A 21,641-nucleotide genomic window follows, 5' to 3' on the forward strand; every position below is an offset into this window, starting at 1 on the left:
TTCGGGCTGTGCCCGACATACAGGAAGGCGGGCAGCACAAGGCCACCCGCCCGGAAGCTCCGTTTATGAGCCTCAGTGCTCCATCTTTTTCAGATAGCCGCGCATGGTTTCCTTCAGCGCCTCGTCGGTGCGCGAAACCTCTTCCACCACATCCATGATCTCGGGATAGGTGGTGATCGCCGGCTTCTGGCCGAACACCTTTTCGGCGTTAGCGAGGAATTCCGGATCGGAGACGGCCTGTGCGAAGGATTCGCGCAGCATCGCCAGGTGCTCTTCCGGCGTGTTCGGCGGGGCTACAACCAGCCAGTTGACGCGGTCGCCGATGCCGCCGTGGAACTTGATGACATCCCACGCCGGGCCGCTCGGCTCCTTGCCCATGACACGGCGGTAGTAGCTGTCGAAGGTCTCAAGGTTCTCCATGAACGGATCCTCGCTGAGACCGCTGCCATCAGGCTTCGGCGGCGAGAAATAGAACAGACCAAGCGACTCGCCGTCCTTGATCATCGTGTCCTTCAGCGTGCGATTGTAGATCACACCCGTTGCCGGATAGCCCTGGAGTTCGCCGCGCTGGAGGGCCGCCTGCAGCGGGCCGTCGCCACCGAAGCCGGAGACGAACTGGTAGTCGATGCCGAGGAGGTCCATGGCCGCTGCGGTGCGCATGGAAGCTGCGCTCAGCGCAGTGAAGCCGCCGAAGGTGAACTTGTCGACCTTCTTGACGAATTCATCCTTGTCCTTGAGTCCGCCGGCAACCTTGGTGCTGACGTGGACGAAGAAGTGGGCGCCGCCGACACCGCCGATGATGCCGAAATCCTTGAATGGGATTTGCAGCTCTTCAGGGTCGAGAACGCGGGTCGAACCGCTCCACGCTACCCAGCCGAGCGTACGGCCGTCCGGACGCGCATTCATCACGTGGCGGATGCCGCGTGCAAGCGCACCGCCTTCAACCGACTGGACAACGATGGTGGGATTGCCCGCCATCGTCTTCGACCACGCATCGGCGGCAATCTGTGCGCCAAGACCGGTCGAACCGCCCGGCGCCGCGTTGTGAACCAGCGTTACTGTCTGCCCCGACAGATCGATCACCTGTGCATGCGCAGCCGTTGCCCCGGCGAGAGCAATCGCTGCCGCCCCTGCCAGACACGCCTTCCACAATGCTGATGTGAACCTCATCAATTCTCCTCCCGTTCAATGAGATCTGAGGCCAGCGGGCCGAATGACCCACCGGCAAAAATTCCTTCGACCGGTCGCCTCAGCAAGCGGGCCCCTCCCGGCAGCAATCCAACTTCCTGGCACGCCAAGGCGAAGCCTATTCTTCCAAACTGGCCCGTCCTCCCCACCATTCTCGACGACGGCACCTGTATACATTTCGGCAGGCCTGCATGCACAAAACTACCGTTACGTCACCAACGTGCATGCAATCGCGGCCCCTATCAAGCGCGATCTTCCGCTTCCCGCATTCATTTTGGAAAGGATCGTATAAGCGCGAGCACCCGCCCGGCCGCATTAATTCGCATATTAATTATCGAACCGCTGCTTCACAACGGCGAACAGATGCGGGGCCCCACGTAAGGTTTATCTTCACGTCCAGGCAGACAGGGGGAGGAGACGGAACTGCTTCAGCGACACGTAGTCGGTCTGATTTCTTCCGCGGTGGAAAGCGTGCTCTCCACCACCCACCAGGCGAGTGGGCCCTCTGTGGCCTCTAATGGGAAGATGAGGCCCAATTCCCGGGGCAGGATTCGACGCTGTGAATCGCCCTGTGTGCTCCCAGATTCCGGAATCACACGGTGAGCTTCTGCACTTCGGTAGGTTTCCGCAGTGTGCTAGCCTTGGGAAAGGGTTTGGCAGCGGTGTTTTTTTGCGCCCGCCGTCGATTTTTTTCACGTTCCCTCTCACGAGCAGAGTTTCCTGATCCTGCAGGTATCCGCTCGATCGAAACGGGTTTTCGCCTCGCCGCTAGTTGTCGGCAAGCGTCGCCCGGAAGCTGGCGCCAAGAGAAACGGCCAAGAACCGCAGCCCTTTGTTCCTTGCATGCGCGGGATCGTTTCCATACCCCGCGTCTCGGAAGCCGATGATTTCTTGGAGCTTTCTTGCAGGCGACGGATGATAACAAGATGGGAACGCACCCCCGCCGACCACCCCCCGGCTGTGGGAAACCGGGCCATCCAACAAAAATCGCGAATTTCGATTTTTGGTGCTGGACAGCGGGAAAATCACCCTCTATATCCCCCCTCACTCGCGGCGGACAACAACGGTTCGCAGCGAACCCGGCGGGTGATTAGCTCAGTTGGTAGAGCAGCTGACTCTTAATCAGCGGGTCGTAGGTTCGATCCCTACATCACCCACCATCTCTTCTTCCTCCTAGAATTTCCGCTGATTGATCTCGCCGAAGCGAGTATCGCTTATGCGCGCGCAGAGCCTTTTATCCGTGGGTTAAATGCCGGGGGGGCAACCACTCGCAGAGGCAGCGTGTGCCGGATGTTCGCACTCGTCTTAGGGTCGAAAACTTCACCTGATCACGATTGCGATACTGAGCAAAAACAACCTCTTGCGTGATTTGTCAGGATCATGTCTGGAGGCGGTCTACTCAATCAGGGGTAAGACCAGAATGAAATTGTACTACAGTCCCGGCGCATGCTCCCTCGCGGTCCATCTTGTGGCAAACGAGGCAGCGGTGCCGCTCGATTTGGTCCGTGTAGACCTTGCGACCAAGAAAACTGAGGCCGGGGACGATTTCCTCGCGGTCAATCCGAACGGCTATGTGCCGACGCTCCTGACCGCTGATGGAGACTCGCTGACCGAGGCGCAGATCCTCGTTCAGTTCATCGCCGATCAGAAGCCGGAATCGGGGCTTATGCCGGCCTTCGGCAGCATCGACCGCTACTGCGCCCAGCGCTGGCTGGCGTTCATCTCGTCCGAACTGCACAAGGCTTCAGCCCGCTGTTCAAGCCGGGCACGAGCGAGGATGCGAAGGCAGCCGCGCGTGAGCATCTCGCCAAGCGCTTCGCCTATCTCGACGCACACCTCGCGGATAACGAGTACCTCCTCGGCGACACCTTCACGGCTGCCGATGCCTATCTCTGGACCGTGCTCGGCTGGACGCGCTTCGTCAACGTCGACACCTCGTCCTACAAGAACATCGAGCGCTTCATGGGTGCCGTTGCCACCCGCCCTGCGGTCCAGAAGACACTGCAGGAAGAAGGTCTCGCTTAACAAAGCGGCGGGACCGGTGCGGGCACCCTGCCCGCACCTTCTCTTCAAGTCCAATCCCACCTGCCCGAAAAATTTGCCTCCAATTTCACGCTCAGGCGGTCATCCGCGCGGAGCGCCCTAAGTCTTGCTCATGCGAAGGGGCGCACGGACAGGAGCAAGACATGACTACGCACAAGGTCGGATATTTTGTCGGAAGCCTCGCGAAGGCCTCGATCAACCGCAAGCTGGCGAAAGCCCTGACGCTCCTGGCGCCGCCGCAGCTTCAGATGTCGGAGATTCCGTTCAAGGACCTGCCGCTCTACAGCTACGACTACGACGCCGATTTCCCGCCGGTTGCACGGGAGTTTAAAGAGGCAATCGCGGCGGTCGATGCCGTGCTGTTCGTCACGCCGGAGTACAACCGCTCCATTCCGGGCGGCCTGAAGAATGCCATCGACTGGGCGAGCCGTCCTTACGGCCAGAATTCCTTCACCCGCAAGCCGTCAGCGATCATCGGCACGTCACCGGGCATGATCGGGACGGCGGTTGCACAGCAGAGCCTAAAAAGCGTGCTGAGCTTCTGCAACTCGCCGCAAATGAATGCCATCGAGGCCTATATCCAGTTCACGCCCAACCTGATCACCGACGACGGCAAGGTGACGAATCCGGGCACGGAAGAGTTCCTGCGCAATTTCATGAATGAATTCGCAGGCTTCATTACGCGCGTCTGGTCGATCCTTCCGCGAGACGCATAAGCATCCCAGCCGGGGCCTTCTTCCATCGGGGCTCCGGCACATCATCCAAAATGATGTAGCGATAATACCCCCTCCCCCATTGGGTACTGCGACGCTCCAAAAGGTGCGCTGTCCGCGCGAAAGCGCCAGGCCGAATATCAGCGCCAGCTACGGATACAGTGCAAACCTCAGGGGCGGCACATGACCAACAAGATCGTTCTGGAAAACCAGAAGCAGGGCAACCCTATCGAGGAATGGGGAATCGACGGCGACGGCGATCCCAGTATCCAGGGCTTTGCGACGCAGATCAGCAGCAACGTCGGCGAGACCGTCGAGTTCAAGATTGCCACCGACGCGACCAAGTATCGGATCGAGATCTACCGCCTCGGCTACTACAATGGGGACGGCGCCCGAAAGGTCGCCACGATCAGCCAGGAGCTCACCCAAGCGCAGATCCAGCCGCACCCGATCGTCGATTATACAACCGGACTGATCGACTGCGGCAACTGGGAAGTCTCCGCCACCTGGCAGATACCAGAAGACTCGGTCTCGGGCGTTTATATCGCCAAGCTTGTGCGGGAGGATGGCGTAGAGGGCTCGAGCCACATCCCATTCATCGTCCGCGAAGACGGCTCGACCAGCGACATCGTCTTCCAGACCTCCGATACCACCTGGCAAGCTTACAACGCATGGGGCGGCGGGAGCCTCTACACAGGCAATGTTCCCATTGATCCTGCTGACATGATCGCCTGGATGCCGCCGAACTGCAGCTGTGGTCTCACTGCTATCGGCCGCGCCTACAAGGTCAGCTACAATCGTCCCTTCATCACCAACACCAGCCCCGCCGGCGGCACGCACGACTTCATCTTCGGTGTCGAGCATTCAGCGATCCGATGGCTCGAGCAGAATGGCTACGACGTCTCCTACATCTCTGGCGTCGATTCCACGCGCAACGGCGCCCAGCTTCTCAACCATCAGGCGTTCCTGTCCGTCGGGCACGACGAATACTGGTCGGCCGAACAGCGGGCCAACGTTGAGGCGGCGCGCGATTCCGGCGTCAACCTCGCGTTCTGGAGCGGCAACGAGGTCTACTGGAAGATCCGGTGGGAAGACAGCGTCGACGGCAACGGGACTCCCTACCGAACGATGGTCGCCTACAAGGAGACCTGGGCAGGCGTTAGCATTGATCCGAGCGACATCCACACCGGCACGTGGCGCGATCCGCGATTCGCGGATCCTGGACAGGAGCCTGAGAACTCCCTGACGGGCACAATGTTCACTGTCGACTCGTACCGGCTCGACACGATGACCATTCCCTACGACATGTCGAGGCTGCGCTTCTGGCGCAACACCGAGGTTGCCGAGCTGCAGCCTGGCGAGACCTATTCGCTCGTTCCAAACCTGCTTGGCTACGAGTGGGATTCCGACGTCGAGAATGGCTACCGTCCGGCCGGCCTGATCAACATGTCGTCGACCACGCTGGTGGTCGACACCTATCTGCGCGACTACGGAACGACCATTGGCACGGAAGAAGCCACCCACAGCCTGACCATGTACCGCGCGCCGAGCGGGGCGCTCGTGTTCGGCGCGGGCACCGTGTTCTGGTCCTGGGGCCTGGATGAGAACCATGCAGGCGCACCGACACCGACAGATCCCAACGTCCAGCAGGCCATGGTCAACATGTTCGCGGACATGGGGATCCAGCCCGAAACCCTCATGGCGAGCCTGGTGGTTGCCACGAAGTCGACCGACTTCCTGGCGCCGGTCTCCCAAATCACATCGCCGTCTGTCGGCGCACACTTTGTCGAGGGGCAGCGCGTCACCGTCACGGGCATCGCCTACGATCTCGGCGGTGGTGTCGTCGCCGGCATCGAGGTTTCGACCGACGGCGGTCAGTCCTGGTGGAAGGCGCAGGGCTACGAAAACTGGACCTACACCTGGACCGCGCAAGCGACCGGCACTTACACCATCATGTCGCGCGCGGTGGACGATAGCCTGAACCTCGAGACACCGACTTCCAGCGCGAACGTCACGGTTTCGCTGCCGGACACCTCCAGCATCTGGACATTCGCCAATAAGCCCGCCGAGGAGACGGCTCTGGACCGCGACGGCATCGAGGTCGGTGTACGCTTCCAGACGTCAATCGGCGGCGAGATCGAGGGAATCCGCTTCTACAAGGGCTTCTACAATATCGGCACTCACGTCGTGAACCTGTGGGACGATCAGGGCAACCTGATCGCCACGGCCACCTCGACCAAGGCGGACGAGTCGCTCTCCGGATGGCAGACCGTGCTCTTTGACAATCCGGTTCAGATCCAGGCCGGCAAGACCTACACCGCATCCTACTTCACCAAGGGCTACTACTCGCTAGACACACAGTACTTCACCAGCCCGATTACACGTGGCCCGATCACGGTGCAGCCAGGTGCCGGTGTCTTCACCTACACCACGACGCCGGGCGTGTTTCCAACGGAGAGCTTTCAGAACTCGAACTACTGGGTCGACGTGGTCTTCGACGCGGGACCGAACACGCAACCGGTTGCGGAGGACGACACCGGCTTCATGGTGTACCGCAACGGCAAGCTGACGCTATCCTTTGCCGCACTGACCGCCAATGACAACGACGCCGACGGTGATCTTCTCTCGATACTTTCAGTCGGCGGGGCCCAGAACGGGACCGTAACTCTCAATTTCCAGGCCGGTACAGTCACCTTCCGGCCTGATGATGGGTATTTCGGACCAGCAAGTTTCACCTATGTCGTCACCGACGGGCGCGGCGGAACCTCCACGGCAACCGTTTCGCTGACTGTCGACGAAGCTATGGCCGGCATCTCCATTTTTGATGAAGGGGCCGCGCCGACGAGCGCGCCGTCAGCTGACGGTGAGGGGCTTGAACTTGGCATGAAGTTCACCGCCTCGAAGAGCGGCACCATCTCCGCGATGCGCTTCTACAAGGCGACTGGCGAAACCGGAACTCATACGGCTCCTCTGTGGACGGCATCCGGCGACCTGCTCGGAACCGTCACGTTCACCAACGAGTCCGGAAGCGGGTGGCAGGAAGCGACTTTCTCAACACCGATCACGATCGCTGCCGGGCAAACCTACGTCGCCTCCTACCATTCGAATGGTACGTACATGGCGACACCTGGCTACTTCGAACAGGCGCACAGTAACGGCCCGCTCACGGCTGTCGAGGCTTCGACGGTTGGCGGCAACGGTGTTTACACCTATTCGTCCAGTACGGCGTTTCCTACCTCTTCGTACCAGGCAACCAATTACTGGGTCGATGTCGTCTTCCATCAGAACACGGTCAACACAGCGCCGGTAGCCCAGAATGACAACAACATCGACGTGGTGCGCAATAATGCGCTCGTCATTCCGGTAAGTACTCTTCTTGCCAATGACATCGATATCGACGCGGATCCGCTCACGATCACTCATGTCTCGGAAGCAACCAACGGGACGATAGACTACGACCCCGTCGCCGGGACCATCACCTTCACGCCCAATGCCAACTTTGTTGGCGAGGCAAGTTTTACTTACACCGTCGAGGACGGTCAGGGCGGGAGTTCGACAGCTACGGTCAACATGGTCGTGGCGCCCCCCGACACGACCGTAAAATTGTTCCCGACCGAGGTGGCGCCGACAATGCTGGCGGTCAACGATCCGCTATCTGTAGAGCTCGGGGTCCGCTTCACCGCGACTACGGCAGGAACCATCAGGGGTATCCGGTACTACAAGAGCGCACAGGACACGGGTACGCATACGGGTTCTGTGTGGAGCGCAACCGGCCAGTTGCTTGCGACAGCAACCTTCAGCAACGAATCCTCCAGCGGCTGGCAGACAGTCACCTTCTCGCAGCCGATCACGGTTGCAGCCGGTACGACCTATGTGGCGAGCTACCACTCGAACGGCTTCTACTCAGCGTCACCCAACTACTTCACGACATCGCATACCAACGGCGTGCTGACGGCCCCCGCGAACGCTGGCGTCTATGCCTACGGCAACTCCAGCGTGTTCCCGACGCAGTCGTACAATGCAGCCAACTATTGGGTCGACGTCATCTTCGAGCCCAACACGGAGAACCTGGCACCCGTCGCCGTGAACGACGAAGGCTTCGTGGCTAACGTCGGCTCCCCGCTCATTCTTACGGCTGCCGCGTTGCTGGCAAACGACAGCGATCTAGACGCGGATCCGCTGGTTATCACCGGCGTCGGCCAGGCGCAGAACGGCACCGTCACCTTCGACAGCCAGACCAACACGATCACCTTTACGCCAAATGCGGACTATGTCGGCGAGGCAAGTTTTACCTACACAATCGAGGACGGTCGGGGCGGCAGCTCATCGGCGACGGTCAGCTTGTCCGTGGTGCCACCTGATACGACGGTCAAACTGTTCTCGGACGACGTATCGCCCACCATACCAGCGGACAACGATCCCGGTTCCGTCGAGCTTGGCGTCCGATTCACCGTTGGCGCGGCCGGAACCATCACGGGCATCCGGTACTACAAGAGCGCGCAGGACACCGGCACCCACACCGGTACGCTCTGGACGGCCACGGGCGAGTTGCTGGCCACCGCTATCTTCAGCAACGAGTCCGCCAGCGGCTGGCAGACAGTCACCTTCTCGCAACCGATTACCGTTGTGGCCGGCACGTCCTACGTGGCGAGCTATCACTCGAACGGCTTCTATGCTGCATCGCCGAATTACTTCACGACGTCGCATACCAGCGGTGTACTGACGGCCCCCACCAATGCCGGCGTCTATGCCTATGGCAACTCCACGGTGTTCCCGTCGGCGAGCGGCGCGACCAACTACTGGGTCGACGTTATCTTCGAACCCAACACCGGAAACTCGGCACCGGTCGCTGTAAACGACGGCGGCTTCGAGACAAACCAGGGGCAGTCCCTCGTCATCTCGGCTGCAGAATTGCTGGCGAATGACAGCGATGCAGACGCCGACCCGCTGGTTATCACCGGCGTCAGCCAGGCAGAAAACGGCATCGTCGCCTTCGACAACCTGACGAACACGATCACGTTCACACCGACGGCCGGTTACAGCGGCGACGCGAGCTTCACCTACACGATCGCTGACAATAACGGCGGTTTCGACAGCGCCACCGTCTCGCTGTCGGTTCGGGCCCCGAACCTGGAGCAGCGGCTGTTCTCGGACGCAGACGTCCCGGCGACCGTCTCGGTCAACGATCCTGACTCCGTCAACCTCGGCATGAAGTTTACCGCCGATGTCGATGGCTGGATCACCGGCATCAGCTTCTACAAAGGACCGCAGAACACCGGGACGCATACCGGCTATCTGTGGACCGCTACAGGGCAGTTGCTCTCGAGCGTCACATTCAGCGGCGAGTCCGCCAGCGGCTGGCAGACCATGGCGCTCACCGAGGAAGTGGAGATCGATGCCGGCACCACCTATGTCGTCTCGTACCACACCAACGGGAACTACTCGGCAACCGCTGGTTATTTCCAGAACGAGCACTCCAGCGGCAACCTCACAGCGCTGTCGTCCGCACTGAGCGGAGGCAACGGGGTGTTCGCCTACGGAGCGGCCGGGTTGTTCCCGACGTCCTCGTACAACAACACGAACTACTATGTGGACGTCACCTTCCGGCCGCAGCTGGCAGCGTAGCAAGATCATGACGCACATTGCCGATGATTCCCGCCTGCCTGTGACGATCCTGACCGGATTTCTTGGATCCGGAAAGACGACCCTCCTGAACCACATACTCAACAATCGGGAGGGTCGCCGGGTTGCCGTGATCGTCAACGACATGAGCGAAGTGAACATCGACGCCGACCTGGTGCGGGACGGCGGCGCGGAGCTGTCACACACTGACGAGACGCTGGTCGAGCTCTCAAACGGCTGCATCTGCTGCACGCTCCGCGGCGACCTTTTGAGCGAGGTCACGCGGCTCGCAAGCGAAAACCGGTTCGACATGCTGTTGATCGAGGCGACCGGAATTGCCGAGCCGCTGCCGATCGCGGCGACCTTCTCGTTTCGCGACGAAAACGGCGTTTCCCTCTCAGACTTCGCTCGTGTCGATGCGATTGTTACGGTTGTCGATGCGGCTAACCTGCTGGCGGACTATTCTAGCACGCAGTTCCTCGTGGACCGCGGCGAGGTTCGCGACGACAGCGACTACCGCACGATCGTCGACCTTCTCGTCGACCAGATCGAGTTCGCCGACATCATCCTCATCAACAAGATCGACTGCGTTTCCGAGGAGACGCGTCGTGAGATCCGCAGCGTCGTCGCCGCGCTCAATGCAGATGCGGTGGTTTATGAAACCAGCTATGGACGGATCGATGCGTCAAAGATCCTCAACGTAAACCTCTACAGCGAGGCGCAATCCTCGCGCCATCCGCTGTGGCACAAGGAACTGTTCGGCTTTGCCGACCATGTCCCCGAAACGGAGGAATATGGGGTCAGGAGCTTCGTCTACGCTGAGCGGCGCCCGTTCGACAGGAGCCGACTGCAGGCGCTGGTCGAGAATGATTTTTCCGGCGTCCTGCGTGCCAAGGGCCACCTCTGGGTCGCGGACAGCCCCGACGAAACAATGGCCCTGTCGTTCGCCGGCGCACAGCGCCGGCTGGAGGCAAAAGGGCGGTGGTGGGCCTCGGTCCCGCGGCAGTTGTGGCCTCGTCACGCCGCCTTCGGCGAGATCATGAAGCGCCACTGGCAGATGCCATGGGGCGACCGCCGCCAGGAACTCGTCTTCATTGGCACGACCATGGACGAGGCAGCCATTCGTGCCGCGCTGGATGACTGCCTGGCCGAAGACTTCCCCGCAGCGTCGCTGCTGCCGCGAGCAATTCCACCGAATTTCCTCTTCACCCCGCGCGACGTGCGCCAACTCTCAGGAGCAACATCATGAGTAACGAACTCTACGCCGACGGCATTAGCGAGATCACCGTCACCGGCACGATCGTGCGCATCGACTTCATGAGCCTGTCCGCCACCGAGAAGGACGAGAAGGGCCAGCCGAAGCCCGTATTCCGCCAGCGCGTCATCATGCCTGTCGACGCCTTCGCTAACGCCGTCGACCTGATGCAGAAGGCGCTCAACGGTCTGGTCGATGCCGGAGCGGTTAGGCGTGTTTCGCCGGAAGCAGCGCAGTCCGCGAACCGTGACGCCAAGACGAACAACCTGTCGCCCAACTTCAACTAGGTCATCATGCACACCAGCCTTCAGTGCCTTGCCCTGGTTGCCCGACACCACGGCGTCGATCTGTCACCCGAGAGGCTGATGCATGACTACGCGATCGGGGACGAGCCGGTCTCCGTCCCCCGTCTCCTGCGCATCGCCCAGGATGCGGGCTTTCGCGCGAAACATTCCACCCTCAGCTGGCAAGAACTGCAGCGCCTCGGGCAGGCCTATCCCGTTCTCGCCAAGCTGGAGAACGGCAACTGGGTCATCATTGCCGGCATGCAGGGTACGCCTGACGGCCCAGTGGTACGCGTGCTGGATCCCCTCGCCCACAAGCCAGAGGCGCTTCTCCTCACCGAAAGACAGTTCTCTCCCGCCTGGACCGGCATCGTCATCTTCATGAAGCGGAAGTTCCGGCTGACCGACGAGGAACAGCCGTTCGGCTTCCGCTGGTTCCTGCCGGAACTCATCCGCCAGCGCAGCCTGTTCCGCGATGTCGCCATTGCAGCGCTCATTCTCTACGGGCTTGGGCTGATCAGCCCGATCTTCTTCCAGCTCGTCATTGACAAGGTGCTGGTGCACGAGGCCTATTCGACGCTGCTGGTGCTGACGATCGGCATCGTCGTTGCCCTGATCTTCGATGCGATCTTCACCTTCCTGCGCCGGTACCTTCTGCTTTACGCAACGAACAAGATCGACGTGCGCGTGGCGAGCCGGACATTCGGCCACCTGCTGCGCCTGCCGATCGGCCTCTTCGAGCAAGGCCCTGCAGGCGTCCTCGTCAAGCACATGCAGCAGACGAGCCGCATCCGCGAGTTCCTCACCGGCCGGCTGTTCATCACCTTCCTCGACGGCCTGTCGCTGCTCGTCTTCATTCCGGTGCTTTTGCTCTACAGCGTCAAGCTCACTCTCGTGGTGTTGGGGTTTACACTGCTCGTCGGCCTCGTCGTGTTGTCGCTCGTTGGGCCGTTCCAGCGGAGACTGAAGACGCTTTACGAGGCCGAAGGCCAGCGGCAGGCACTGCTGGTGGAGACGATTCATGGAATGCAGACGGTCAAGTCGCTTGCGATGGAGCCGCGCCAGCGCAAGGCGTGGGATGACCGCTCGGCGCAACTGACGTCGGTTCGCTTCCGCGTGGACAAGATTTCGACCGTCGCCCAGGCGCTCACCGGCCTCCTCGAGAAGCTGATGACCGTGGCGATCGTCGCGCTGGGCGCTCTCGACGTGTTCTCCGGGGCCATGACCATCGGCGCGCTGGTGGCGTTCAACATGCTTGCCGGCCGCGTCTCCGGGCCGCTGGTGCAGATCGTCACCATGGTTCACGAATATCAGGAGGTGGCGCTGTCAGTGCGGATGCTTGGCGAGATCATGAACCAGCGTCCCGAACGCGCCGAACAGCAGCGCGGGGTCCAGCCGCAACTCAAGGGCCAGATCGAGTTCGAGGGCGTGACGTTCCGCTACGGGCCGGACGGCGCACCAGCGCTCGACGGCGTCTCCTTTACCATCCCGGAGGGCTCGATCGTCGGCATTGTCGGCCGAAGCGGCTCAGGCAAGACCACCCTCACCCGCATCATCCAGGGCCTTTATCCGGTGCAGGAAGGCATCGTTCGAATCGACGGCTTCGACCTTCGCGAAATCGACCTCGTGCACCTGCGCCGCAGTGTCGGCGTCGTCCTGCAGGAGAGTTTCCTGTTTCGCGGCACCATCGCCGAAAACATTTCCGCGACGAAGCCCGATGCGACGGTCGATGAGATTATTGCGGCCGCGAGGATGGCCGGCGCGGAGGAGTTCATCTCGCGTCTGCCCCGCGGGCTGGATACGGTGCTGGAGGAAGGCGCCACGAATCTTTCCGGCGGGCAGCGCCAGCGCATCTCGATCGCCCGCGCGCTGATCACCAATCCTAAGATCCTCATTCTCGACGAGGCGACCAGCGCGCTCGACCCGGACAGCGAGGCGATCGTCCGCGAGAACCTGCGCCAGATCGCGGAAGGCCGAACACTGATCATCGTCTCGCACCGGCTCTCCACGCTGGTCGACGCCGACGCGATCATGGTGATTGACCGCGGCCGCATCGCCGAGATCGGCAAGCACGAGCATCTCGTCACCAACTGCGTGCCCTACCGGCACCTGTGGAACCAGCAGATGAGGATCGTCGCATGAGCCATCAGGTCGAGCCCAATGCTGGTAAGGAACAACGGGAAATTCCGGTCGCCACCGAGTTTCAGAGCGACTCGATCGAGATCGAACGCAGGCCACCGCCGGTGGTGTCGCGGGTCACGCTTTACGGCCTCACTCTGCTTATCATCAGCGCGGTCACCTGGGCCTCGCTGTCGCAGATGGACGAGATTGTCACCGCGCAAGGCGAGCTGGTCACCACGCAGCCGACGATCATCATCCAGCCGCTCGAGACCTCGATCATTCGCTCGCTCGACGTGAAGCCCGGAGATCTCGTGCGCAAAGGCCAGACGCTGGCGACGCTCGACCCCACCTTCAGCGAAGCCGACTTCAACCAGAAGCGCGCTCGGCACGCTACGCTCAACGCACAGATCGCGCGGCTCGAGGCGGAACTAAGCGGCACGGACTACGCGGGGATTGCGGAAAACAGCACGGAGGCGCAGCATGAAGTCGAGCTTTTTCGCCAGCGCCGCGCCTTCTACGACGCGCAGATGCGCAATTTCGACGAGCAGATCGCGACCCAGCAGGCGGCGCTCGAAAGCAGCAGGAATGAGGAAGCAGTTCTCGTTGCTCGCCGGGACAATCTCGGCCGCATCGAGGACGCGCGCAAGGCGCTCTACGAGCGCGAGACGGGCTCGCTCCTCAACCTTCTCGGCTCGCGCGACGCGCGGCTTGATGTGGACGCAAACCTGTCACGTGTGACGGGCGCTGCAATGGTGGCATCGCGGACGCTGGCCAAGCTGCAGGCCGACCGGCAGGTGTTCATCGAGGACTACCGCCGTGCGACAATGGAACAGCTCAGCGAATTGCGCAGCGAGCGCGAAGGCGTCCGCGAGGAATTGAAGAAAATGGAGCTGCGGCACAATATGGTTGCGCTGAGCTCCCCAGCCGACGCGGTAGTGCTGCAGACGGCGGACCGGTCGATAGGGTCAGTGGTCAAGGATGCGGAACCGCTGATGACGCTGGTGCCGCTCGATGTGCCGCTTGAGGCGGAGGTCTACATTCATCCCCGCGACATCGCCCGCGTCGACAAAGGAAGCCTCGCCCGGATCAAGTTCGATGCCTTCCCGTTCCAAAAGTATGGTGCGGCCCATGGCAGTGTGCGCACGGTCAGCCACGGCACCTTCGCCAAGCCGGGGGCTCAGCCGGCCGAAAGTGCCCCCCACCAGTTCCGCGCGCATGTGGAAGTCGACTCCTCGCTGCTGAAGAGCCCGGGCGGCGACGCGCCGGTTCTGCTGCCGGGTATGACCGTCACTACCGAAATCAAGGTCGGGCAGCGCAGTGTGATCAGCTATTTCCTCTATCCGCTGATCAAGGGTCTCGACGAGAGTATTCGCGAGCCCTGACTTCAAAGGAGTGCAGGCGGCTCCCATGGCAGCCGCCTGCACCTTCCAAAAGCCCCCCGCGGTTGGCTTCTCACACGCTTGTGATCCCAGGAGGTTCGTCAGGGGCCGCTTCCACCCTATGCGTCGCAACGAAGATGGCCGGAGGCCGAAAAGGGAACTTCTGCCTCATCCGTGCATTGTTCTGCAACAACAGTATTAGAGCGAGAACAACATGCTTCGTGGCGGACTACTCTGGTTGATCGGCATCCCGATTCCCGTAATCATCGTGCTGTGGCTGCTCGGTTTCCTGTCGTAGGACGATAGCAAACTAATCTGGCGCCCCTTCCCTGGCGAAGGGGCGCTTTTTATTTGCGCTCAGCGGAAGCACGACGAGATCTATGATCTCGGGTTGATGACGTTCTTGGCCGGGGCGGTCAGGGTCCAGGCCACGCGCGAAGCACCGGACTCGTAAGTTGCCGATCCGCCCAGCGCCTGGGGCGTTACCCGCTTGAGGATTACGGTTCCGAATCCCTGTCCTTGCGCGCCCTCGATGATGCCTTCGAGGAAGGGCTCGGAGAAAGTCTCGATCCATTCCAGGCGAAACTCTGCTTCCTCGTTCGGACGCAGCGCTATCGCCCACTGGATGACGATGCTTCCGGCTCCTGACGCCAGCACGCCATGCTTGGCCGAGTTGGTCGCAAGCTCATGAAACGCCATTGCGAGATGCTGAACGGCATTGGGCGAGACCGTGACGATCGGGCCGTTGATAAAGATGCGGTTCTCGTTCGGAAACGCGCGCAGCTGGTCGGCGGCGAGTTGCGCCAGCTCGGCCCCTACCCAGTCGCCCAGAACCAGCAGGTCATGGGCATTCGACAGCGACATGATGCGCTCGCGCAGGCGCGCCTCATAGTCACCAATGCTCTTCGAGCGCTTTCCCGTCTCGCGGATGATCGACAGGATCACCGCATACTGGTTCTTCACCCGGTGGTTCACCTCGCGCAGCAAAAGGCGGATCTGCCGCTCGGCGTCCTTGGCCTGCGATATGTCTCGGGCGATCTTGGAGGCACCAACGATCTGGCCCTGGCTGTTGCGAATGGGAGAAACGGTGAGCGATACAGGGACGTACGAACCGTCTTTGCGTACCCGCACGGTCTCGAAGGTGTCTACCCGCACACCCGCCTTGATGCGGTTGATGATCGAGGTTTCTTCGCCGCGCCGGCTTTCCGGAATCAGCATCAGGATCGACTTGCCGATTGCTTCTTCAGCGCTGTAGCCGAACAGCGTTTCGGCCGCCGCATTCCAACTAACGATGATGCTGTTGAGGTCCTTGCTGATGATCGCGTCGAAGGATGAATCAACGATAGCGGCGAGCCGGGCATCGGAGATGCCGTCGCTTTCGGGCCGCTGATAGATCTTGCTGCTCATCTGTGTTCCATGGGACGCGCACCAACTCCCGGGCAGCCTCAAGGTTCCGATGACAGGAGAAGGATTTTTTGGTGGTCCCGCTGCCCAAAAGCAGCGGGACCTGTTGCCCGAGACGCCACCCGCCCTAAGAGGGCAGAGGCGCGTAACAATGTTTTAGAAGAAGATGAAGTTGCGTTTACGCAACGGCAACTTTTTTAACGAATCGCAACGGATTACGGTGCCCGAGCACTTTCGCCCGCAAAACATGGCCAAACTTTAATTTGAAATCCCCTCCCCGTTTCACGATTTGTGCGCCGAAGGGATTCTTTTTCAGGACTGGACGAACGCATGGACCAGATCGTCGAGCGCGCGGAAAGTGCGCGGGAGACCGGTGCAGAATCGATAGAGCAGGTTCTTGATCTCAACGACAAGGGCAAGCCTCGCTTCCGGTTCAGGCGTTGGCGGGGTGCAGCCGTCGTGCTTGCAGCGGTCGGCGGACTTGCCTGGTGGCAGCTCGGCGGATCCCAGCAGCAGCAAACGGTCTTCTATCGCACCGTCGAGGCACAGCGCGGGCCGATTACGGTCGAGGTGTCGGCCACCGGTACGTTGGAGCCGCTGACGCAGGTCGAGGTATCGAGCGAGCTTTCGGGCATCGTGCGCGCTGTCGCCGTCGAGGAGAACCAGCGCGTCGCCAAGGGCGACGTGCTGGCGGAGCTCGACACGGTGCGTATCCTGGCACAGATCGAACGCGCGGAAGCCAACGTCGCCGCCGCCAGGGCAAAGCTCATGGATGCGCAGGTAACCGTGCGCGAAACCGAACAGACGCTCGCCCGCACGCGCCAGCTCAAGGCCCGCGGCAACGCGACGGACCAGTCGGTCGAGACGGCGGAGGCCGCCTACGACCGCGCCGTCAGCGCGGTGGCCAGCGCGGAAGCCTCGCTTGCTGTCGCTGAAGCCGATCTCAAGCTGCAGCAGGCTGACCTTGCCAAGAGCACCATCTACGCACCGATCGACGGCACGGTGCTGAGCCGCTCGGTCAACCCCGGCCAGACGGTCGCCTCATCCATGCAGGCGCCGGTGCTATTCGTGATTGCCGAGAACCTCGAGAGGATGGAGCTCAAGGCTGCCGTCGACGAGGCTGACATTGGCGCCGTTCAGGCGGGCCAGAACGCGCGCTTCACCGTCGATGCCTTTCCTGACCGCACGTTCAACGCGACGATCCGCGACGTCTCCTATGCCTCGACCGTTACCGACGGCGTGGTGACCTATCAGGCACGCCTCGATGTCGACAATCGCGAACTGCTGCTGCGCCCCGGCATGACGGCAACGGTTGAGATCGTCACCCGCGAGGACGACGGCGTCCTCCTCATTCCGTCGGCTGCATTCCGGTTCAGCCCGCCGCAGGAGACCGCGAGCCAGAGCAGCTGGTCGATCCAGCAGCTTTTCATGCCGCGCCCGCCGATGCGCCAGCAGCGTGGGCAGGGCACGCGCGGCAGCGTTGGCGAGGGTCGCCCTCTCTACGTCCTGCGAGATGGCAAGCCCGAACAGGTGCGTGTCGTTACCGGCGCGACCGACGGCGAAAAGACAGAAATCCTGTCCGGTCTCGAGGAAGGTGACCGCGTCATCATCGGCACCGGTGCGGGCCCACAGCGAGCCGGACGGGGCAACGGCGAGGGCCGTGGCCCGGGCAGCGGCCCCGGTGAGACTGCCGGGCCCAGCAACAACGCACGGTCCGACGCGCCGCCCCCTCCGCCTCCCGGAGAATAAGCAGATGAACGTGCACAGCGAACCGCCTCTCCTGCGCTTCGAGAGCGTGTGGAAGACCTACGGCACGGGCGAGGCGCGGGTGAACGCGCTGGCGGGCGTGAACGTCACCATCACTCGCGGCGAGTTCGTGGCGATCATGGGCCCCTCCGGCTCGGGCAAGTCGACGTCGATGAACATCATCGGCTGCCTCGACACGCCAACCGATGGCACCTACCGCTTCCTCGGCGCGGATGCCGGCCGGCTTGACCGGACGCGCCGCGCGACGCTGCGCAACCGCTACATCGGCTTCGTCTTCCAGGGCTACAACCTACTGCCGCGCACCACCGCGGTCGAAAACGTCGAGCTGCCGCTGATCTATCGCGGCGTGCCGGGGCGCGAGCGCCGGGCGCTGGCAATGCAGGCGCTGGCCGAAGTCGGGTTGAAGGGCCGAGAGCACCACACGCCGGCGGAACTGTCCGGCGGCCAGCAGCAGCGTGTCGCGATCGCCCGCGCGATCGTGGCCCGCCCCACCCTGCTCGTCGCTGACGAGCCCACCGGCAACCTCGACACGGCGCGCAGCCACGAAATCATGAATCTGATGACCCGCCTCAACAAGGAACAGGGCCTGACGATCGTCCTCGTCACCCATGAGGCTGACATCGCAGCCTATGCCAGCCGCGTCATTACCTTCGTCGATGGCAAAATCGCTGCCGACGAGCTTAACCGGGAGGCTGCGTGATGCTCTGGGAGACGATCAAGCTCGCCCTGCGCTCCGTGCGACGCAACGCTCTGCGCTCATTCCTGACGCTGCTCGGCATCGTCATCGGCGTCGCAGCGGTGATCGCGATGCTGACCATCGGCTCGGGCACGACCGAGAAGGTGAAGCAGGACATTTCCAAGCTCGGCAGCAACCTGCTGACGGTCCAGGCGATGCGCCCCCAGCGCGGCGGCGACACCAACTTCACTCCACGCCCGCTGAGCAACATCGACGTCCAGGCGCTGGTTGCCGAACTCGAGAACGTCGATGCGATCTCGGCGGCCGCCCAGCGTACGGTGCGCGTCGTCTACGGCTCCGACAACATGTCCCTACAGGTCACCGGTACCGACAACGAGTTTTTCGTTGCCCGCAACTGGTCGATCGTGTCGGGACGCGAATTTACTGAATCGGAATTGCGCGGGGGTGCCAATGTTTGCGTCATCGGCCAGACGGTCCGCAGCCGTTTCTTTGGCGACGGCGACCCGACGGACGCCGCGATCCGCGTCGGCCGCATGAGCTGCCGCATCATCGGCATTCTCGAAGCGAAGGGCACGTCCGGCTTCGGCCAAGACCAGGACGCCGTGGTGATGATGCCGCTGACGACGTTCCAGCGCCGCATTGCCGGCAACCGCGACATCGGCCAGATCTACATCGCCGTAAAGGACGGTGCCTCGACCACGCAGGCAGTGGCCAACGTGCAGAATATCCTGCGGGATTCGCGCCGCATCGGCCCCGACCAAGAAGACAATTTCGACGTCCGCGACATGACCCAGATCGCCGACGCGATGACCAGCACAACCCAGGTCATGACCGGCATGCTGGGCGCGCTCGCCGGCGTGTCTCTCCTGGTCGGCGGCATCGGCATCATGAACATCATGCTGGTGTCGGTGACCGAGCGTACCCGCGAGATCGGCATCCGCCTTGCCATCGGCGCTCACGAAAGGCACATCCTCGTCCAGTTTCTGGTGGAGGCGACGGTGCTATCGCTGCTCGGCGGCCTGATCGGGATCATCATCGGCCTGAGCCTCGCAGGCGTCGCCTCCCTGGCGCTGTCGATCCCGTTCGTGCCGAGCGTGTCGGTGATGCTTCTCGCCGTCGGATTCTCTGCCCTGATCGGCATGGTGTTTGGCTTCTTCCCGGCGCTGCGCGGTGCCCGGCTCGACCCGATCGAAGCTCTACGTCACGAGTGACGAGACATCCGCTGGCGTCGCAAAGTGCCAGCGGACAAGCTCGTGCATGTGGTCGGCCATGTTGGTTGGCACGTCGTCGGCCGAGCGGATCACGACCGGCCCCTCTATCTCTGGCTCGTCTTCCGCCGCCACATGGGCGCGGATCGCTTCCTCGATTTCCTCTGCGGTGCGATCGAGGAAATAGCGCCGAAACAGGACGGTGCCACTCACCTTCGACAGGAGATGGTAGCGGGGTTCGCGCGGCGTGCCGTCAAGCTCCAGCCCAGTCTCCTCCTTCACCTCGCGATGCATGTTTGCGAGCGGGTCCACATAACCATCGCGGAAATCGGAGGTATCGAAGGTGCCGGATGCGAAGTAGACCCTGCCCGGATTCGCGGTTTTCAGCCCCATGCGCGCGGCAATAAGCGCGTTGTCGGAGCTGACCAGCATCGCGCTGGCATACGCGTGGCCGGCATGCGGGATCGGCCGCAGCGAGCGCCAGTAGAGGAAGGTCGCATAGCGGACAAGATGGCAGCGCCCATCGAGCAAGCCGTCGCGCAATGACAGGCGCGCCAACAGCGCGACCCTACCGTCGAACAACGCCGGATTGGCTGCGGCGGTCTTTGCCCAGAATTCCTCGATCGTCGGAAGGTTTTGCAGCTCGAACGGGTGCGGACCTTCGTCAAGCGCGATCCTCAGGTCTCGGAGCGGGATGATCGCGTCCGCAGGAAGGTCGAAGCTCATATGATCGCGATCTCCACCACGACGGGGCAGTGATCCGACGCCTTTGGCCGATCCCAGCCGACCCGGGGAAAATGCGGGACCTCCTGCCCGGGCGGGAACGGCGTGCGCATCGGCTGGCCGTTTCGGACGATTTCCGGGACAGCCATGGAATTGGACTGCGCCCAGGACTTCGACAGCAGGATGTAGTCGAGCTGGCACAGATGCCGCTCGGCAGGTCCGCGCGTGTGGTAGAGCGTCCAGCGGTCGAGTTCCGGCCGCCGCTCCACCACGTTCTCGCAGAAATCTCCCGCAGTCAGGACATCGACGCAGGAAATACCCTCCTGCACCGGCCTGAAGTCGAAGTTCGAAAAGATGTCGCCCTCGACGAGGACCCTTTCGCGGTAGTCGTTGAGGTCGCCACAGATCGCCCAGCGCTTGTCCGGCGCATGCTCGCGCCCGAACCGGTTCTCGATGATCTTTCGCACGGCCGCAGCTTCCGCCATGCGGATCGGCATGGTCGACATGCGGCTGTCCTTGCCGTTGCGCGGCGGGCCGCCCATCGACTTGAAGTGAACGCTGTAGATCGTGATCGGCTTGCCGCCGACCTTTAGGTCGAGCTCAAGGCAGTCGCGGCGAAAGATGCGCTCGTGCGGCTTCTCGCCGAGCTGGGCAAGATCGTCGTCGTAGAGATCGAGATCGTCGTAAGTCAGATGCGCGTGGCTCTGCATGCGCACGAACTCGATCGGCTGGCCGTGCGAGGTCTCCGCGCGCACCATGACGGCAACGTCGATGCCGCGGCCATCATTGCCGGGCGTCGTGTACTTGTCGCGGTAGCCTTGCCCGACCATCTTGAACAGGTATCCATATTCGAAGGCACGTAGCGCCTCCATGTTGTCGACCTCCTGCAGGCAGAGGATGTCCGCGCGCGTCGCGGCAATTGCGAGTGCACTGAGTTGCCGGGCATCGTCCGTGTGCGCGATCGTGCGGGCAGCCTCGTATTGCCTGTACTCCGCCTCGTCCTTGATCTGGTACAGCGACAGCACCCGATCCTGGTTGAGCGCGTTGCGGAAGCCGGAGAAGTCGAACCTGTTCATCAGGTTCTCGACGTTGAAGGTGGCGAGGCGAAGGGACATGCGCGGCATGTGACCAACATGGCCGCCAAAACGCAAGCGCCGCCGCATGCATTGTCACGTTCATCCCACATTCATGCGCAGTTTCGCAGAATGGGACCATCAGACATGGGGGCTTCGGTCTG

General features: G+C 62.0%; 14 protein-coding genes, 1 tRNA gene and 1 pseudogene. 12 read left to right on the plus strand and 4 right to left on the minus strand.

Annotated elements, in window-relative coordinates:
- Positions 1–72 precede the first annotated feature (72 nt).
- A complete protein-coding gene (locus L610_RS17955) occupies positions 73–1,170 on the minus strand; it encodes a hypothetical protein (protein WP_144706758.1) in 1,098 nt (365 codons plus the stop codon).
- Between the two features lie 1,102 nt (positions 1,171–2,272).
- Here L610_RS17955 and L610_RS17960 point away from each other — a divergent pair.
- From L610_RS17960 to L610_RS17995, 9 genes and pseudogenes are all read left to right on the plus strand, one after another.
- Positions 2,273–2,348, plus strand: a tRNA-Lys gene (locus L610_RS17960).
- A gap of 260 nt (positions 2,349–2,608) precedes the next feature.
- A pseudogene (locus tag L610_RS20655) lies at positions 2,609–2,788 on the plus strand (glutathione transferase GstA); the annotation flags it as partial.
- 152 nt (positions 2,789–2,940) lie between these two features.
- Positions 2,941–3,213 carry a glutathione binding-like protein gene (locus L610_RS20660; protein WP_246659057.1) on the plus strand — a complete coding sequence of 91 codons (273 nt, stop codon included), beginning with the start codon at positions 2,941–2,943 and terminating at the stop codon, positions 3,211–3,213.
- 161 nt (positions 3,214–3,374) lie between these two features.
- On the plus strand, positions 3,375–3,947 hold the full coding sequence (locus L610_RS17970) for an NADPH-dependent FMN reductase (protein WP_024847705.1): 573 nt from the start codon (positions 3,375–3,377) through the stop codon (positions 3,945–3,947).
- A 180-nt stretch (positions 3,948–4,127) separates the two neighbouring features.
- On the plus strand, positions 4,128–9,569 hold the full coding sequence (locus tag L610_RS17975) for a DUF4082 domain-containing protein (protein ID WP_144706760.1): 5,442 nt from the start codon (positions 4,128–4,130) through the stop codon (positions 9,567–9,569).
- Positions 9,570–9,576: 7 nt separating this feature from the next.
- Positions 9,577–10,815 carry a GTP-binding protein gene (locus L610_RS17980; RefSeq protein WP_024847707.1) on the plus strand — a complete coding sequence of 413 codons (1,239 nt, stop codon included), beginning with the start codon at positions 9,577–9,579 and terminating at the stop codon, positions 10,813–10,815.
- Entirely contained in the window at positions 10,812–11,108 is a 297-nt protein-coding gene (locus L610_RS17985) for a hypothetical protein (RefSeq protein WP_024847708.1), read from the plus strand. Before L610_RS17980 ends, L610_RS17985 begins: the two co-directional genes overlap by 4 nt.
- A gap of 6 nt (positions 11,109–11,114) precedes the next feature.
- Positions 11,115–13,247 carry a peptidase domain-containing ABC transporter gene (locus tag L610_RS17990; protein WP_034329660.1) on the plus strand — a complete coding sequence of 711 codons (2,133 nt, stop codon included), beginning with the start codon at positions 11,115–11,117 and terminating at the stop codon, positions 13,245–13,247.
- On the plus strand, positions 13,244–14,608 hold the full coding sequence (locus tag L610_RS17995; protein WP_024847709.1) for an HlyD family type I secretion periplasmic adaptor subunit: 1,365 nt from the start codon (positions 13,244–13,246) through the stop codon (positions 14,606–14,608). The genes L610_RS17990 and L610_RS17995 overlap by 4 nt, the downstream gene beginning before the upstream one ends.
- A gap of 375 nt (positions 14,609–14,983) precedes the next feature.
- Here L610_RS17995 and L610_RS18000 read toward each other — a convergent pair whose 3' ends face one another.
- On the minus strand, positions 14,984–16,012 hold the full coding sequence (locus L610_RS18000) for a PAS domain S-box protein (RefSeq protein ID WP_144706762.1): 1,029 nt from the start codon (positions 16,010–16,012) through the stop codon (positions 14,984–14,986).
- Positions 16,013–16,339: 327 nt separating this feature from the next.
- Between L610_RS18000 and L610_RS18005 the strand changes: the two genes are divergently transcribed.
- From L610_RS18005 to L610_RS18015, 3 genes are read left to right on the plus strand one after another with little or no spacing between them, the layout of a single operon-like run.
- Entirely contained in the window at positions 16,340–17,758 is a 1,419-nt protein-coding gene (locus L610_RS18005; RefSeq protein WP_024847711.1) for an efflux RND transporter periplasmic adaptor subunit, read from the plus strand.
- A 4-nt stretch (positions 17,759–17,762) separates the two neighbouring features.
- The gene (locus tag L610_RS18010; RefSeq protein ID WP_144706764.1) at positions 17,763–18,476 is read left to right on the plus strand and encodes an ABC transporter ATP-binding protein; all 714 of its coding nucleotides are present in this window, start codon (positions 17,763–17,765) and stop codon (positions 18,474–18,476) included.
- Positions 18,476–19,684 (plus strand): ABC transporter permease, encoded by a 1,209-nt coding sequence (locus L610_RS18015; protein ID WP_024847713.1) that lies wholly within the window; start codon positions 18,476–18,478, stop codon positions 19,682–19,684. The genes L610_RS18010 and L610_RS18015 overlap by 1 nt, the downstream gene beginning before the upstream one ends.
- On the opposite strand, the gene L610_RS18020 is transcribed toward L610_RS18015, so the two are convergent.
- Positions 19,670–20,407 carry an NUDIX hydrolase gene (locus L610_RS18020; protein WP_144706766.1) on the minus strand — a complete coding sequence of 246 codons (738 nt, stop codon included), beginning with the start codon at positions 20,405–20,407 and terminating at the stop codon, positions 19,670–19,672. The two genes, L610_RS18015 and L610_RS18020, sit on opposite strands and share 15 nt — an antisense overlap.
- Positions 20,404–21,519 carry an endonuclease/exonuclease/phosphatase family protein gene (locus L610_RS18025; protein WP_024847715.1) on the minus strand — a complete coding sequence of 372 codons (1,116 nt, stop codon included), beginning with the start codon at positions 21,517–21,519 and terminating at the stop codon, positions 20,404–20,406. Before L610_RS18025 ends, L610_RS18020 begins: the two co-directional genes overlap by 4 nt.
- Positions 21,520–21,641 lie beyond the last annotated feature (122 nt).

The sequence above is a fragment of the Aminobacter sp. J44 genome (genome assembly GCF_007829415.1).
In the GTDB taxonomy this organism is placed as follows: Bacteria; Pseudomonadota; Alphaproteobacteria; order Rhizobiales; family Rhizobiaceae; genus Aerobium.